Below are 15,348 nucleotides of genomic sequence, written 5' to 3'. Positions count from 1 at the left end.
GCATCGAACGGTTCGGCCGGATACCACGCACGTGCCCACTCGCCAATGAATCACGCGCATTTCTTCAGCGGTAATCTTCAAGCATTCGCGGACGTATTTTCGGCGCAGCCGTGGCCACAAGCCGAGGTCGTTGTTCCGGGCATCGACCTGATCGCCGGCCATTCCCTCGACCCATTACTGCAGACGTTCGCCAACACCTGCGACCTCGAAGATCGTCGCGCCACCATCAGTCAATGGTCAAAATATTTTTTCGCGCGGCTCATCATCCCCGCTACGGTCATCGAACACGGCACCTCCTCGGGGTTGGTACTCTCGGCCGACCGATGGCATGCGGCATGCGCTGCCGACGGCACCGTCAAACATTTTGTTTTCGCTCGTGACCCAGTCACCGACAACCGTCGAGCCGGCGATATGACCTCGCTTATCGACGACGTGATCGCGCCAATGACCGCGACGCTTGCGGCAGCCAGCGGCCTGTCGGCGCGTGTTTTTTCATCCAACGCCACGATGTACTACAACTGGGTTCTGGAACAGCTTGCACACCAGGCGGCATCACCCAACACGATATTGCGCCGTGCACGCAGCCTAATGAACACCCCTGTTCGCCCGGATGGTGGCTTCAACCCGTTTTACGCACAATTCAAAACACTATCCCCCGGCGCGCGCGACGGCAACGGCGAACCAACGGAGCAATGTCGCCGCCTCTGCTGCGTTCAGGACTGCGACCCATCGCTTGGCCTGTGTGCGAATTGCCCACGCGCGATTAAGCGGCAAACCTCGGCACCGCAGACCTCATGCGCGCTGACGAACTGAGTTTACAACCCAGGGCGTAGCCGCTAGCCATGGCACTCGGTTCCAACAATACTAAGAAGCTGGCGACTCACCGCCACGTAATGCCCACACAGGCGCCCCCAGAACCAGGCTGGCGACAAATCGCTGGACCGAAACCGCCACTCTTTATTTGCAATTGAGAATCAGTCGCAAATAGAATAGCGCCACGCCTTGTCGCGGGCCTAATCCGATGAGCAATGGCGCCACAAGCAATAGAGAGACAGGGATGAAAAAACAAGGGATTTTGGGACAGATACGGCCACCACGAGCAGCGCTGTGGCTATGCGGACTCACCGCACTCGCCACATTTGGGCCCGCAAGCGCGGCCACCCAGAGCAACCAACCAACCAATCAGCAGGCTGGCTCAACACAGAGCACAGATGGCGCGGTAGCCGCAGACTCGGACAGCGTTGCAGTTACCAGCTCGTCCCAGCAACTCCAACCGATCAACGTGACGGGCAAGGCACCCGGCGCCGCCGCGGCGACCCCAGGCTACAAAGCGCATAGCAGCCGCGGCGCTACTCGCACCGATACACCGCTGGTCGAAACGCCACAGTCGGTTGATGTAGTTACACGGCAACAGCTCACGGATCAGGACGCTCGCAGCGTTAACGACGCGCTGAAGTATACGGCCGGCACTTTCACCGGATTAGCCGGCGCGTCCCAACGCCAGGACGTAGTTGCACTACGCGGTTTCCATGCCGGCGATGTCAACAATACGTTTTTCGACGGATTGCGCTTGATGAGCGACCCCGGTACCTACGCGAGCTTTCAAATTGATCCGTTCTTTCTCAAGCGTGTGAACGTCGTCAAGGGTCCCAGCTCGGTGCTCTATGGCCGCGCGATGCCAGGCGGCCTGGTCAACTTCTCTTCGAAAAAGCCGCTGGACACGACGCAGCGTGAAATCCGTTTCTTCGGGGGCAGCTTCCACACGTTCGGCGGTGGCATCGATTTCACCGGCCCGTTGCCACACCAAGGCTCACTGCCGGACGACGACTGGGGCAGTTATCGCGTGGTCGGCAAAGCGTCGACGACGAATACGCAGTTCGATGTCGTCCAGAGCGAGAGCTACACGCTCATGCCCGAAGTACGCCTCAACCTATCGGACGATACCAAGCTACTGCTGCAGGCTTACATCCAACACGATCCGACCGGCGGCTTTCACGGTTCAGTGCCCTACGACCTTTCGGTCCACGGATCGCGCTTTGGGCGCAAGGTCGATCCATCCTGGGTCGATCAGAGCCGGGGCAACAACCAGTTCGAGCGCGACGAACAACTGTTTTCCTACAAGCTCGACCATCAGGTCAATGATCATGTCAGCTTGCATTCGCAATCGCGCTACTCGCATAACGAAACCGATCTAAAACAGATCGCGCAGGGTGGCTTCACGGGCGACGGTGCAACGCTGAGTCGCTTTTACAGTGGTGCCCATAACAATCTGAACGCGTTTTCGACCGACAACTACGCAGCGTTCGATTTTGACACCGGGCCGGTCGAACACAAGGTCCTGACTGGCTTCGGCTATCAGCAGCGTGACAACGACGCTCGGAACTACAGCGCGTCAGCAACCGAGCTCGATCCATTCAATCCGGATTATTCGGGCGACGGCCTTCCGGCGGGCGTCACACCAGTGGCGACAACGAAAAAGGACCGGAAGCTACGCCAGTTCGGCGTCTACGTTCAGGATCAAATGACCTGGAATCGCTGGCACCTGCTGTTGAACGGTCGCGAGGATTATCTCTACCGCGAATACAACTCCAAGATGGGCGGCGCAAGCCCGGATCGGAGCGATGACAACTTCTCAGGTCGGGCGGCGATTCTGTATCAATCGAAATGGGGCGTGTCGCCGTATTTCTCCTACAGCGAATCGTTTAATCCCAACGCCTATTCGCCGGCCGGCGGTAGCATCCCCGATCCGACCAAAAGTCATCAATATGAGCTCGGCGTGAAATACGAACCGTCCAATATGGACGCGCTGTTTACACTCGCGCTTTACGACCTGACCCAGAAAAACGTGCAAAAACGCACGTCGGTAGCACCAATCAAGTATCTCGGCGTCGGCGATGTCGAGTCCAAAGGCGTCGAATTCACGGCGAAGGCTGACTTAACCGATAACCTGCACGTGACTGCCAGCTATAGCTACAACAACGTCGAGTACCAGGACGATATCGCGACCGGCGGCGTCAACATCCAGTCCGGGAACACCCCCACGCTCTCGCCCGACCAGCTCGCCTCGCTGTGGGTCAAGTACGACTTCCCGAAAGGCATTTCGGCCGGCTTGGGCGGTCGCTACGTCGGCGAAAGCTACGCCAACACCTCGAATACCCTCAAAGTGCCAGATTACGGGCTGATGGACGGTTTCGTCGGTGTCGAACTGGGGGCGTTTTCGCGCACGCTCGAAGGCCTGAGCGTACGGCTCAATGGTAAGAACCTGCTGGGCAGGGATTATGTGACCGGCTGTTTCAACGAGAACTACTGCTACTACGGCGAAAAACGCCAGGTCACGGCCACGGTAGACTATAAGTTCTAATGGCGGCGCTGGTACGTGATCGTAACCGAATTACGTACCAGCCCAGCTAAGCGACGCACGGCCATCCGCTAAACAATGCGGTTCGGCCGGTGGCTCGGGGCGAGCAAACGCGTTCGCCCCAGCCTTCCAAGCGTTGCAATGAGCATCGTTGGCATGATTAGCCACTTCCGATCAACCGGACCACAGCGGCTTCCGATCCGCCGCCTTGCCGGCTGACCAATCCGGGCTAGCTCGCCCGGCGGACTCAGACGCGCCGTAGCTGCCACATGAAGTAAGTCCCGCCGATCAGGGTCGCAACCAGCCCCGCCGGGATTTCCATGGGAAACAGGACTTCACGGCCGACCCAGTCAGCCGCGACCATCAGCAAAACGCCAAAGGCCATCGCGCCTGCCATCTGGGTTCGCGCCCGGCCAAGGCCGGCCAACCGAGCCAGGTGCGGCGCCAGAAGACCCACGAAACTCAAGGGACCGACAATCAACGTCGCAGCGGCCGTGAGCACGGCCACGAGCGCGAGCAACACCAGCCGACTGGCAACGACATGCAGTCCCAGCGCGCGCGCCACCGATTCGCCCAGCGGCAACACATCGAGCCAACGCACGAGCAGCCACGCCAGTGCGACCAATACGACGCCGACAACCGCAACCAGACCCGCCATGGTCGGTGTCACGTAATAAGTCGAGCCCGACACCCAGGCCAGCGACGCCCGCGTCCGAGGATCATCGCCGGCCAATGCAATGCGCTGGATCGCGTCGAAAGCGAACATGACCGCCATGCCGGTCAACAACAGTTGTTCAGGCTCGAAGCCGGAACGGGCATTGAGCGCGATCAAGAGCACTAATGTGGCCAGTGCACCGGCTGTACCCACGCCCAGCATAGCCAGCGTACCCGCCGTGGGTATCAGCCACACCAGGGCTAACAATCCCATGCCGCTGCCGGCACTCACGCCGAGCACTTCCGGGCTGGCCATTGGATTGCCCGACACTCGTTGGATGATGGTACCGGCCAGTGCCAGCATCATACCGGCCACACCGGCCGCCAGAACCCGAGGTGCGCGCCACGCGCCAGTCTCGTGCCACGGCAAACTAAACGGCGCATGCCAACCATTCGCCCCTTGCCCGGCGAATAGCGCCACAATCGCCATAACGACTGCCGCAACCAGGCAAAAGCCAATCATCCGCCAGGGATGCACCCGCCGCGGCACAGGTGGCGCGGGACTCGCCGTCGGCATACTGCGCGCTGCCGAGAGACGCGGAATCAGCCACAGCAACAACGGCGCGCCAAGCGCAGCCGTGGCCGCGCCAGTGGGGATCAGCATCGCATTCTGACGCGTGAACAGTTGCAGCATCAGATCGGTTGCCGCAAGCAGCAGTGCACCGAAGATCGGCGCCCAAACAAGCCGGGCCGGCAATGTCCGCGCACCGGCCAACCGCACGATCGCCGGAGCCGCCAGACCGACAAAACCAATCATGCCCAGCGAGGCGACGATACTCGCCGTGATGAACACGCCAAGTCCGAGGCTCGCCAACCGCAACCAGACAAGCGACACACCCAGACTGCGGGCGCCGGCCTCGTCCAATTCCAGTAGCGCCAACGCACGCGCCAGCACAGCGGCGCCAACGGCGGTGATCGCGAGCCGTGGCGCCAGATAGACCACCTCGGCCCAATTGTTCTGGACCAGCGACCCGGCACCCCAAACCATCAGACCATGGAGTTTTTCTTTATTGAACAGGATCAGCGTCCGTGACGCGGCATGCACGTAGAGATTGACGACCAGTCCAGCCAATACCAGCACAATCGGCGCAAAGCGCTGCCGCCAGGCCAGCGCGAATACGAGCGCCACCGCTAGCGTACCGCCGGCAAAAGCGATACCACCACGGCTCCAGGCCAAAATCGACGGCGCGAACAAAGTCGCCAGCAACAAAGCAAGCTGGGCGCCTGCCGCCACGCCCAGCGTGGTCGGCGCAGCCAGCGGATTACGCAGGATCTGCTGCATCAAAACGCCCGCCAGCGCCAATCCGGCACCGCCGATCAGCGAAACCACGAACCGTGGCAACCAGCTATCGTGGACTAAAACTTGAGTAATATCGTCCGGATTCGGCGCGATTAGCCCGCCGTACCAATCCGCGCCCGCCACCGCATGCAAACTGGCAGCAGCCAACGCGAACACGCATAACGCGGCAACCCCGCAAAGCCGGCCCGGCGTGATAAAAGACCAACCGCTCACGGCCGATGCCCAGCGTTTGCCGGCCAGCCAGCGCCATCATCGGCTCCATGGTTCAGCGTGTCGGCCAACGAGCGCGCAAAGCGGCTGGCCGAAGGCAGGCCACCAAAACTCCACACGGCCGGCATGTCGACCACCGGCGCATTCTGCGTTACAGGCAAGCTCGACCAAAGCCGGCTCTCGGCGATCTTGCCGACCACACCGACCGGGATCGGCTTCATGACGACAACCCGCCCGCGTTGGATATCGGCAAGACGTGCCAACGATACCGTGGCCGTGCCCCAGCGAGTCGTTTCCCCATGCCAAGCGTTCGATAGACCCATGCGTTCGAGTGCAGCCTGAACGAGGCTGCCGTCGCCATACACACGCACATGTCGAGCGTCCACGAATTGAACGATCAACAGTGGCGGCGTATCCGCCGGCACACGCGCCGCCGCCCGGCTGATCTGTTTTTTTGTCTGCGCAATCAGCTGACGCGCAGCGTCCGGGCGATGTGCGATCCGACCCAGTTTTTGTACGGCGGCCACAGTATTGCGCCAGATATCGCCTTTTTTGAAATACACATTGAGGGATGTCACCGGCGCCACCTGTGACAGTTTTGCCTTCTGGCGCGCATACATTCGGGTGATCAGTATGCAATCGAGATCAAGCTGAGCCAGCATTTCCATGTTCGGTTGCGAACGCAGCCCCATCTCTCGAGTATCCGCGGGCAACGGCGGCCCACCGACCCATGTCTGGTAATTCTGTATCTGGGCGACCGCAACCGGCGGCACGCCCATGGCGGTCAGATTCTGTGCAGTGCCCCAATCAACGGTCGCCAGTCGAGGTGCTGGATTCTGGCTGGTCGCAGACGACGCGGGCACACAAATACACAACCAGATGGCGGCGGCTAAAGCCGCTCGCAACCAACCATTCCGAACGAAACAGGCATACTGCAATGGCCGCCCCATTAACCGATTGCAGCCGGATGATGGGCTGTCAGATACGTCATCAGGTATCAGATCACCTGGGTGTCGCGTCGTTCATCCGCTATCGAAGTACGGGCCCGTTGTAACGACCTGTCGGCCAGCATTGACGCAAACATTCTCTGAGAACCGCTGCTTAAACAGCGCACCTGCTGGGAATACGAATAATTATCAGTCATAGCAAGTTACTAGACAAGTAACTCATTCATAACGCGCCCATAACGCCCCATATTGGCTCTCCCCGAATGCTATCGACGACCGATAACCGAAACAGCAGCCATTTTTGAGCCGGTGTCTTCCGTCCGCCGACAAACACGTCGAATGGTTCGCATGCAGCGTTACTGCGGCTATTTTGTCACACCACCTTCAACCGAAGCTGACAACGGATTAGGGCATAGCCCTTCGCGTGTTGTTTGGCGAGTGTTAACTGCCCTGCACCGAGGCCCGACGGGCCCGTAGCCGACTGCGTTATCAGTGCCGAGCCGCCAGATGATGCGCGTTTCCAGCCTGGATCGTCCGGCCAAGTGCGACTTCGGACCCGCGTGCAAGCCCGCTGCCGAACCGAATGGCACGTGTGATCTTCTGATGCCATTTCTATTTGCGAATGATTATTATTCGTATATAATCATTCCGCAGACGCGAGCCAATCAGCGTTCTGCTTAGCCAACACAGCAGGCGGCCGCGCCCAACCGGGGCCATCTCAGTACTAGCGGTGTGATCGCCGACACATTATATAACTGCTACAGGGATCCCCATGTCGCGATGCTTTCAAACAGCGCGCTTTTCGCGTGTCAGACACCGGCGACTTCATCAGGCCAGCAGCGCGGCCCTCAACACGGCCCTACTAACAGCCTTGTGTGCCTTGGCCAGCGCCCCCGCACAGGCGCAATCGAATCAGGATGCACGCGGTCCAACACAACCATCGGCAACGCAAACCCTGCAGCCGATCAAGGTAAAGGGCACATCAATCAGCCCTTACGGACCGGTGCAAGATTTCGCCCCCAGTCGGACCACGGTTGGCACGAAAACCGATACACCAATCGACGAGGTGCCCCAGTCGATCTCGGTTATTACGCGTGGGCGGATGGACGCACAGAACATGGACAGTGTGTCCGACGTTTTCCAGTACACGCCAGGCGTCAAGGGCGAGGTCAACGGCAATGACGCGCGAGTCGACTGGCTCAGTTTCCGTGGTTTCAACGACAACGGCCACGCAGTCTACAAAGACAGTTTACAGCAACCCTCGTTTGGCTTCGGCCAATTCAAACCGGAACTCTACGGCGTTCAGCAAGTCGAGGTATTACGCGGACCGGCCTCCATGCTGTATGGCCAGAGTAACCCCGGCGGCCTTGTCAATCTGGTCACCAAACGCCCGCCTGAAAAAAGCATGGGCGAGATGGGACTCGAGTTCGGCAACTATGATCATTCCGAAGCCAAGTTTGATGTCGGCGGGCCAATTACCCAAGACGGGCGTATACGCGGCCGCATTACGGGGCTTGGACGCCTTAGCGATGGTCAGGTCAACTACACCGATAACAACCGCGTTTTTATTGCACCGGCGCTCACGTTCCAGCTAGACGAGGCAACTTCATTCACGCTGCTTGGCCACTTCCAGCGCGACGATACCGGTGATACCAACCAGTTTTATCCGGCGCAGGGCGCCGTGTTGAACAACCCCAACGGCAATTTTAATCCCGAGGATTATCTCGGCATACCCGGTTATGGCGATTTTGACCGAACAGTCTACGAAATTGGTTATTTATTCAAGCATCGAATCGACGATAGTCTCAAAATAAGCCAACACTTTCGCTATACCCACCTGGATACAAACTATTCGACCGTTTACGGCGGTGGCCTCCAACCCGACCTGAGAACGCTGAAACGGTATGCATTTACCACGGATTCGCGTATCGCAGGCGTGTCTATCGACACCAACGCTGAAAAAACATTCGATACCGGCCCTGCCGCACATACCCTGCTGCTCGGGGTGGGCTATCAGAATTACGGCTTCGACGAGTTACAGCATTTCGCTAGTGCGCCTTCGCTCGACGCATTCGATCGCAACAATCGCGGCAGCGTTCCCAGCCAGCCACCGAAAAGCATGGACATTAACCGCCGACAGCAACAAATCGGCATCTATGCCCAGGACACAATCAATTTCAACGATAAGTTGATTCTAACGCTGGGTGGACGCCAGGACTGGGGCAACACCGATCTGGAAAACAACCTCACCAACACATCGACGGACATTAATAATTCACAGTTCACCGGGCGCGCCGGGCTGGTTTACAAAACGAATATTGGCTTGAATCCATTCATCAATTATTCGACATCGTTTCTACCCAAAGTGGAGACGAACGCCCAAGGCGAGCCTTTCGACCCCACGACGAGTCGCCAAATCGAGAGCGGCCTTCGATATGCGCCGAATGATCGCGATATTCATCTATCCCTTGTCGCCTTCAACCTCGTCCGCCAGAACGTAGCGGTTCCCGATCCGAGCAACCAGATGCATAAGGTACAAACCGGTGAAGTTCGATCGCGCGGTTTGGAGTTCGAGGGCACGGCCAGCCTGGCCTATGGCTTCGATCTTTACGCGTCTTATACCTTTCAAGACGTCGAAAAAACCGAAGACACCCGAGGCTACGAAGGCAAGCGGCCGGTGCAAGTGCCGAAACACGCAGCCTCAGTCTGGCTCGATTACACGTTCGACACCGGTGCGCTGAAAAATCTCAACCTAGGCGCCGGCGTCAGTTACAAAGGCTCGACGTATGGCGACAAGGCCAACACGTTTAAAGTCGACGACTTCGCGCTCGTGGATGCAGCCGCGTCATATAAATGGCACGACGTGACCTTCGGCGTGCACGTGAAAAACCTTTTCGACAAAACCTATGTTTCGTCCTGCACCAGTCGCAATGCCTGCTATTTCGGCTCGAAACGACGCATCACCGGCAGTATCAAGTACGCGTTTTGAGCCGATCGAATGACAACGACCAACACCGTCCGACACGCTCACTCGACGATAGCGACCGGATGCTGATCAGTCGGATGTGCCATCACGTTCATACGAATGCCATAGATGGCTTCGAGGGTGGTGGCGTCCATTAATTCATTAGGCTTGCCCTGAGCCAGCAAGCAACCGTCGCGAAGCGCCACGAGCTCATCGCAGTAGCGCGAAACCATGTTGACGTCGTGCAGCGCAATGATGACGCCGACACCGAGTTCGCGACACAGGCGACGAACCAGCGACAGCATGTCGACCTGGTGTGCGATATCCAGCGCTGACAACGGCTCATCGAGCAACAGGAAGCGACTACCCTGTGCGAGCAGCATGGCTAACCAGATGCGCTGGCGCTCGCCCCCGGACAGGGTATCCACCATACGATCCGCAAACCGAGCCGTATCAGTCCACTCCAGTGCGCGCTGGACCTCCGCCTTATCCTGCTTCGTGGCCCGCTCCAGGAGGCCTTGCCACGGGAAACGCCCCAGTGCGACCAGCTCACGCGCGGTCAAACCAGCCGTACCTGGCAGGTGTTGCGGCAGATAGGCTACGTTGCGCGCAAATTCACGATTGCCCCAGCTTTTCACGGCGCGACCGTTTAGATAGATATCACCACGGCTGGCGGGTTGCTGGCGGGCGAGCAGTTTGAGCAGTGTAGATTTACCCGATCCGTTGTGTCCGATCAGCCCATACGTCGTGCCTTGTTCAAAAAACAGGTTCGAGGCGTCCAACAGACAGCGTCCGCCCGCTTCGAATTGGCACGAGTCGAGTTCAAACTTCACCGTGCTGACCACCGGCCGCGAGATTCAGGGATAACTATTCGATGATAGTCATGATGCGAATGATTATCAATAACCACCTTGATGGCCAGCGCGCCGTGCCATCTGGCTACGTCGTTGGTCTCACCGTATCCACGCCGTTTATTCTCCGGTTTAAACGGCTAAACCGTACGACGCATAGCGGTACGCCATACGGGCTTTGACCAAGCCTCATCAGCCACCGTTACGCATCAGCCTCAAACCCGTCGTACAATCACGTCGGACCAGATCTGGGCCGGCCCACAAAACACATAACTTCAACAAACGTCAGCAATCCGTTATATGCCAACCTGAATAAGCGCTGGGCATTTGCTCGCGCGCGGATCCAGGCCATGTCGAAGGGTGCCTAGCGGGTACACCCAGCGCTATATGTGCTTGGCGCTCGACATGACCACTGGAAACGCCGCTAGCGCAGAGATGGCTGCGGATGCCCGCTGCCACGAGCTTGTCTCCGAAGCGCATCCACGGCGTTTTAATGTCACTAAACCACGGCGAATACACATAAAACATGTCCACTAGCGAGACCAGCACCGGCTTGCGACGCGATATCGGTTCGATCGGGTTGTTATTTGTCTCGGTCGGCGCGGTCGTGGGGTCCGGATGGTTATTGAGCGCCCTGCCGGCCGCACGCATGGCAGGACCCGCCTCGATCCTAGCTTGGGTTATCGGCGCGGCGATGATTGCGCTTATCGGCCTGGTCAACGCTGAACTCGGAACGATGTTTCCGATTTCCGGTGCCGTCGTCCGATTCCCGCATTTCACCCACGGCTCGCTGACCAGCGTCGGTATCGGCTGGCTCTCCTGGCTGGTAGCCGTTTCACTCGGCCCGGTCGAAGTCGAAGCCGTTCTCCAGTACGCCACCAATTATCTGCCATTCCTCACCCGTGTCGTCGACCACGTTCCCGTGCTGACAACGGCCGGTTATGGCGTCGCCGCGGCATTGTTGTTCGTATTTTGCTTTATCAACATCTTCGGCATCCGTTATTTCGCGCGGCTAAATGCTGTCCTGGTGGTCTGGAAACTCGGCGTCATCGCATTGCTGGTCGCCGTATTTATGTGGACGGCGTTCGATCCGGGCCATTTCAGCGCCCATGGCGGGTTCGCCCCGTTCGGCGCCCACGGTGTTTTTGCCGCCATCACCAGCGCCGGCATCGCCTATTCCTATTTCGGATTCCGACAAGGCGTCGAGCTGGCGGGTGAATGTCGCAATCCACAACGGGCCGTGCCGCTCAGCATTCTCGGCACACTCGGCATCACGGTCATCCTTTACGCACTCGTTCAGGCCGCTTTCATCGGTGCACTCCCGGATGTGGCGCTGACCGACGGCTGGGCCAAACTCGATTTTGCCAACGCCTTCGGACCGCTGGCCGGCGTCGCGCAAATCCTGGGGCTATTCTGGCTCACCGCCATTCTTTACGCTGATGCCATTGTTTCACCGGCCGATACAGGCCTGATCTACGCCACTACCACTGCACGCATCGCCTATGCCATGGGGCGAAGCGGCAACGCGCCACCAGCGCTCGGCAACGTATCGCGCCGAGGCGTTCCGTGGATCAGCGTCATCGTGACCTACGTCGTCGGCCTGCTGATTTTTCTGCCCTTCCCCGGCTGGCAAAAGCTGGCAGCGTTCCTGGTCGCCGCCTACATCGTGGCCTTTGGCTCGGGGCCGGTCGCGGTGCTCGCCCTGCGGCGCGCGCTACCGGACCAGCACCGGCCATTTCGACTGCCGGCTGCACCCTTGCTTGCCTATCTCGCGTTCTACGCCACTAGTTTGCTGCTTTATTGGGTGGGTTGGACCACGCTCTGGAAGATGTTGACCGCGCTCATCATCGGTTACGTGCTCTACGCCATCTACCGGTGTTTGCCCGGAAGTCCAAGACCGTCGATGCACATCTTAGCGGGCAGTTGGTTGCCAGCCTGGCTGCTCGGTATGTTCGCTATCGCCACGATCGGTAATTACGGCGGGGCCGGCTGGCTGACGCCGGCCACCAGTTTCCCATTGATCGCGGTATTTTCAGCCATCGTGCTGTGGTGGGGTGTAATCAACGCGCTACCCGCCGATGGCATCCGCGACCAACTCGACACCACTGTCGCCACCGAGGAAGCAGCCCCCTCGGCGGCAACCTGACGTCCCGACAATCAATAGTAGACGTTGAGCGCCACCTGCGGGCTAACGACCGCACCACTATTACGGCCGGCCACCGCGAACGAACCGCTTGACTTCATGCCGTGATCAACCGGCGTACTGAAAAGCCGTGGCGTTCGAGGCAGCGCATCCATGAACGGCGCAGCGTAGCCGTTTCATTGTTTGTCTGAAGACGACTCGGAGAGCGAACCAGCTAGAACGTCGGCGATGACGCGTTGGGACTGCTGCGGCGGCAGCGCACTGGCAAATGCGGCGGCAATGATGATCAGACTCCAGACGGCGACCGCGACCAGCCCCCAGACGAACGGCAACACGCCCATGCCGCCGCCGAAAGCACTCAGCTTCGACAGCCCCAACATGCCACCGAACCACGGCAACAACCACCAGATCTGCCCCCAGCCAAACTGGTCGGCCGGCAACCGCGCGACCATGTGGTAATAGATCGCATACACGACGAAACCGCCGCCAATGAGCGAAAACAGGAACAGGTTGGTGGTATAACCCGTCCACAGGATGATCCAGTTGCTGGCTATGAATGCGAGCGGCGCCACGACATTCGATGCGCGCACTTTGAACGGGCGCGCTGCATTCGGTGCCTGGCGCCGCAGACAAATCAAGACGAGCGGCCCCAGCCCGTAAGTTAGAACCGTGACGGCGGAGATATAGCCAACCATCTGCTGCCAGGCCGGAAACGGCAGGAAGAACAGACAACCGACAGCCCACATCACGATGACCGTCGTCCACGGGACGCCAAAGCGATTAATACGTGCGAGCCACGCTGGTCCGGCACGGCGCTCGCCGTTGGCCATCAATACGCGGGTGCCGCCGGTCATCATCAACCAACCCGTGCCAGCCGGCGAGACGTACGCATCGACATAAATGATCGCTGCCAACCAGGTCATGCCCAACCCGACCGCGAGACCGGCAAACGGCCCCGTGCTGCCGGCGAAATCCAGACTCGACCAGCCGCCGGCGATATCCGATGGCGACAGAACCAGTAAAAACGCCACCTGCAGCGCGATGTAGACCAGCGCTGCAAGCCCGATCGAGCCGATGACCGCGATCGGCATGTAGCGCTCCGGCTTATGGGTTTCGCCAGCCAGGTCAATGGCGGTTCTAAACCCAAGGAAACTAAACACCACACCGGCTGTGGGTAGCGCCGTAAGAATCCCCGTAAGGCTGTAACTCTCAGGCGCCGCAGTCAGGTTGGATGGATGGAGCGTGCTAGCCAGCAAGGCAACAACCGCCGCCAACGGCACGAACACTTTCCAGATCGTGACCACGGAGTTCAGGTTCAAAAGCCAACGGACAGCGAGCAGATTCAAAAGCGCGAATATACCGAGCAGAACCACCGCGACGGCAAATCCGGTCGCATTCAACAGCCCACCGGAATCGGGCTGGAGAAAAATCGGCAGATAGTTATTGGCGTAGGTCACAATGGCTTCGGCTTCGACCGCCGGGATCGGCACATAGGCAAGGAATAGCAACCACCCCCAGACCCGGCCGAGACCCACGCCATGACTGGCGTGGCTCATGTGCACGAGCGCACCGCTACGCGGAAACATCGTGGCCAGTTCCGCGAAGCACAGCGCGATCAACAGAATAATGCACGCGCCGATTACCCAGCTCAGAATCGACCACGGCCCAGCCAATCGTGCAACGTGGAAAGCACCGAAAAGCCAGCCCGACCCGATCATGCTGGTCGTGCTAGCCAGAGTGAGCCCGATAGCGCCACCACCGCGTTTCAGCTTCCCGTAACCGGCGCCTACATCACTCCCCATTGGGTCTCCCTGAGCCTTTTAAACCGATTGGTCCAAGTAACCGTCCGCACGTTTCAACGTCGGCTGGCCACTCATTTTTCATTTCATTTTTATTTATGCAAGAACTGCGTCACCGGAGACAATCCACGGTCAGTCGCTGGTGCGGCAGCCTGCTTTAAGCACGACAAAGGATAGCGTGTTCTGTAACACGCGCAATTGTTATAGGTATCGACTTTTAGCGTAGTCACGGCCGCTATATACCCTGACCGCATGCAACAACCCGCTCAACTCCTGCAGCCGACGCCATCCAGACAACGCCACAGGCCACTAGCCGTGGCTATGCACAGGATCGGTAACGCGTTCTAGAAACGACTGCGTGCGCGGCTGTCGCGGTGCATCGATAACCTCGGCCGGTGGCCCGGATTCCACGATCCGGCCGCCGTCCATAAAAATTACGCGGTCGGCGATTTCACGCGCGAACATCATTTCGTGGGTAACCACGAGCAACGTCATACCGGATTCGGCCAGTTGCCGGATGGCGGCCAACACATCGCCGACTAATTCGGGATCGAGCGCCGAGGTGGGTTCATCAAACAGCATCAGCTCCGGGGCCATCGCCAGTGCTCTAGCAATAGCCACACGCTGCTGTTGGCCGCCGGACAAATGGGCTGGATAACTATTGATTTGATGACCGAGACCGACGCGTTCAAGCTCTTGCCGAGCGCGTTCGCGCGCCTGTCGTTGGCTCAAACCGAGCACCGTCTGCGGCGCGAGTGCACAGTTTTCAAGCGCAGTATGCAGCGGAAACAGGTTAAATTGCTGAAATACCATGCCGATGCGCCAACGCGCCCGGTCGATGTCGCAATCAGGATTCGTCAACTCGGCGCCCTGCACCATCACCTGACCTTGATCGGGCTGTTCCAGCAGGTTAATGCACCGCAACAGGGTTGATTTGCCCGACCCCGACGGCCCGACCACACACACCACCTCGCCGCGATCGACTGCGAAATCGATATCGGCGAGCACCAGCTCGTCTTTGAATGACTTGCTGACCCCCCGGACCGTAACCATGTGCTGCG

General features: G+C 59.0%; 9 protein-coding genes. 4 read left to right on the top strand and 5 right to left on the bottom strand.

The genetic code is table 11. The annotated features are described in order from the left end of the window. The first annotated feature begins 45 nt into the window (after positions 1–45). Positions 46–813 carry a siderophore-iron reductase FhuF gene (gene fhuF, locus HKX41_00235; protein ID NNC22587.1) on the top strand — a complete coding sequence of 256 codons (768 nt, stop codon included), beginning with the start codon at positions 46–48 and terminating at the stop codon, positions 811–813. A 244-nt stretch (positions 814–1,057) separates the two neighbouring features. Continuing rightward, positions 1,058–3,361 (top strand): TonB-dependent siderophore receptor, encoded by a 2,304-nt coding sequence (locus tag HKX41_00230; protein ID NNC22586.1) that lies wholly within the window; start codon positions 1,058–1,060, stop codon positions 3,359–3,361. A 244-nt stretch (positions 3,362–3,605) separates the two neighbouring features. Here the strand turns inward: HKX41_00230 and fhuB are convergent, their stop codons facing one another. Together fhuB and HKX41_00220 are read right to left on the bottom strand one after the other, a co-directional pair. After that, positions 3,606–5,567 carry a Fe(3+)-hydroxamate ABC transporter permease FhuB gene (gene fhuB / locus HKX41_00225; GenBank protein ID NNC22585.1) on the bottom strand — a complete coding sequence of 654 codons (1,962 nt, stop codon included), beginning with the start codon at positions 5,565–5,567 and terminating at the stop codon, positions 3,606–3,608. 14 nt (positions 5,568–5,581) lie between these two features. Further along, complete coding sequence (locus HKX41_00220; protein ID NNC22584.1) at positions 5,582–6,445, bottom strand: ABC transporter substrate-binding protein; 864 nt, start codon at positions 6,443–6,445, stop codon at positions 5,582–5,584. 964 nt (positions 6,446–7,409) lie between these two features. Between HKX41_00220 and HKX41_00215 the strand changes: the two genes are divergently transcribed. After that, on the top strand, positions 7,410–9,518 hold the full coding sequence (locus HKX41_00215; GenBank protein ID NNC22583.1) for a TonB-dependent siderophore receptor: 2,109 nt from the start codon (positions 7,410–7,412) through the stop codon (positions 9,516–9,518). 38 nt (positions 9,519–9,556) lie between these two features. Here the strand turns inward: HKX41_00215 and HKX41_00210 are convergent, their stop codons facing one another. After that, positions 9,557–10,327 (bottom strand): ATP-binding cassette domain-containing protein, encoded by a 771-nt coding sequence (locus HKX41_00210; protein ID NNC22582.1) that lies wholly within the window; start codon positions 10,325–10,327, stop codon positions 9,557–9,559. Positions 10,328–10,871: 544 nt separating this feature from the next. On the opposite strand from HKX41_00210, the gene HKX41_00205 reads away from it, so the two are divergent. After that, positions 10,872–12,491: an APC family permease gene (locus HKX41_00205; GenBank protein ID NNC22581.1), complete on the top strand. Its 1,620-nt coding sequence runs from the start codon at positions 10,872–10,874 to the stop codon at positions 12,489–12,491. A gap of 173 nt (positions 12,492–12,664) precedes the next feature. On the opposite strand, the gene HKX41_00200 is transcribed toward HKX41_00205, so the two are convergent. Both HKX41_00200 and HKX41_00195 read right to left on the bottom strand, forming a co-directional pair. Next, the gene (locus HKX41_00200; protein ID NNC22580.1) at positions 12,665–14,290 is read right to left on the bottom strand and encodes an APC family permease; all 1,626 of its coding nucleotides are present in this window, start codon (positions 14,288–14,290) and stop codon (positions 12,665–12,667) included. A 306-nt stretch (positions 14,291–14,596) separates the two neighbouring features. Further along, complete coding sequence (locus tag HKX41_00195) at positions 14,597–15,340, bottom strand: amino acid ABC transporter ATP-binding protein (protein ID NNC22579.1); 744 nt, start codon at positions 15,338–15,340, stop codon at positions 14,597–14,599. Between the last annotated feature and the right edge of the window lie 8 nt (positions 15,341–15,348).

Origin of the sequence: Salifodinibacter halophilus (assembly GCA_012999515.1) — a bacterium.
GTDB lineage: Bacteria > Pseudomonadota > Gammaproteobacteria > Nevskiales > Salinisphaeraceae > Salifodinibacter > Salifodinibacter halophilus.
Note: the sequence above shows the minus strand (reverse complement) of the source record. Positions and strands in the feature narration are given on the sequence as shown.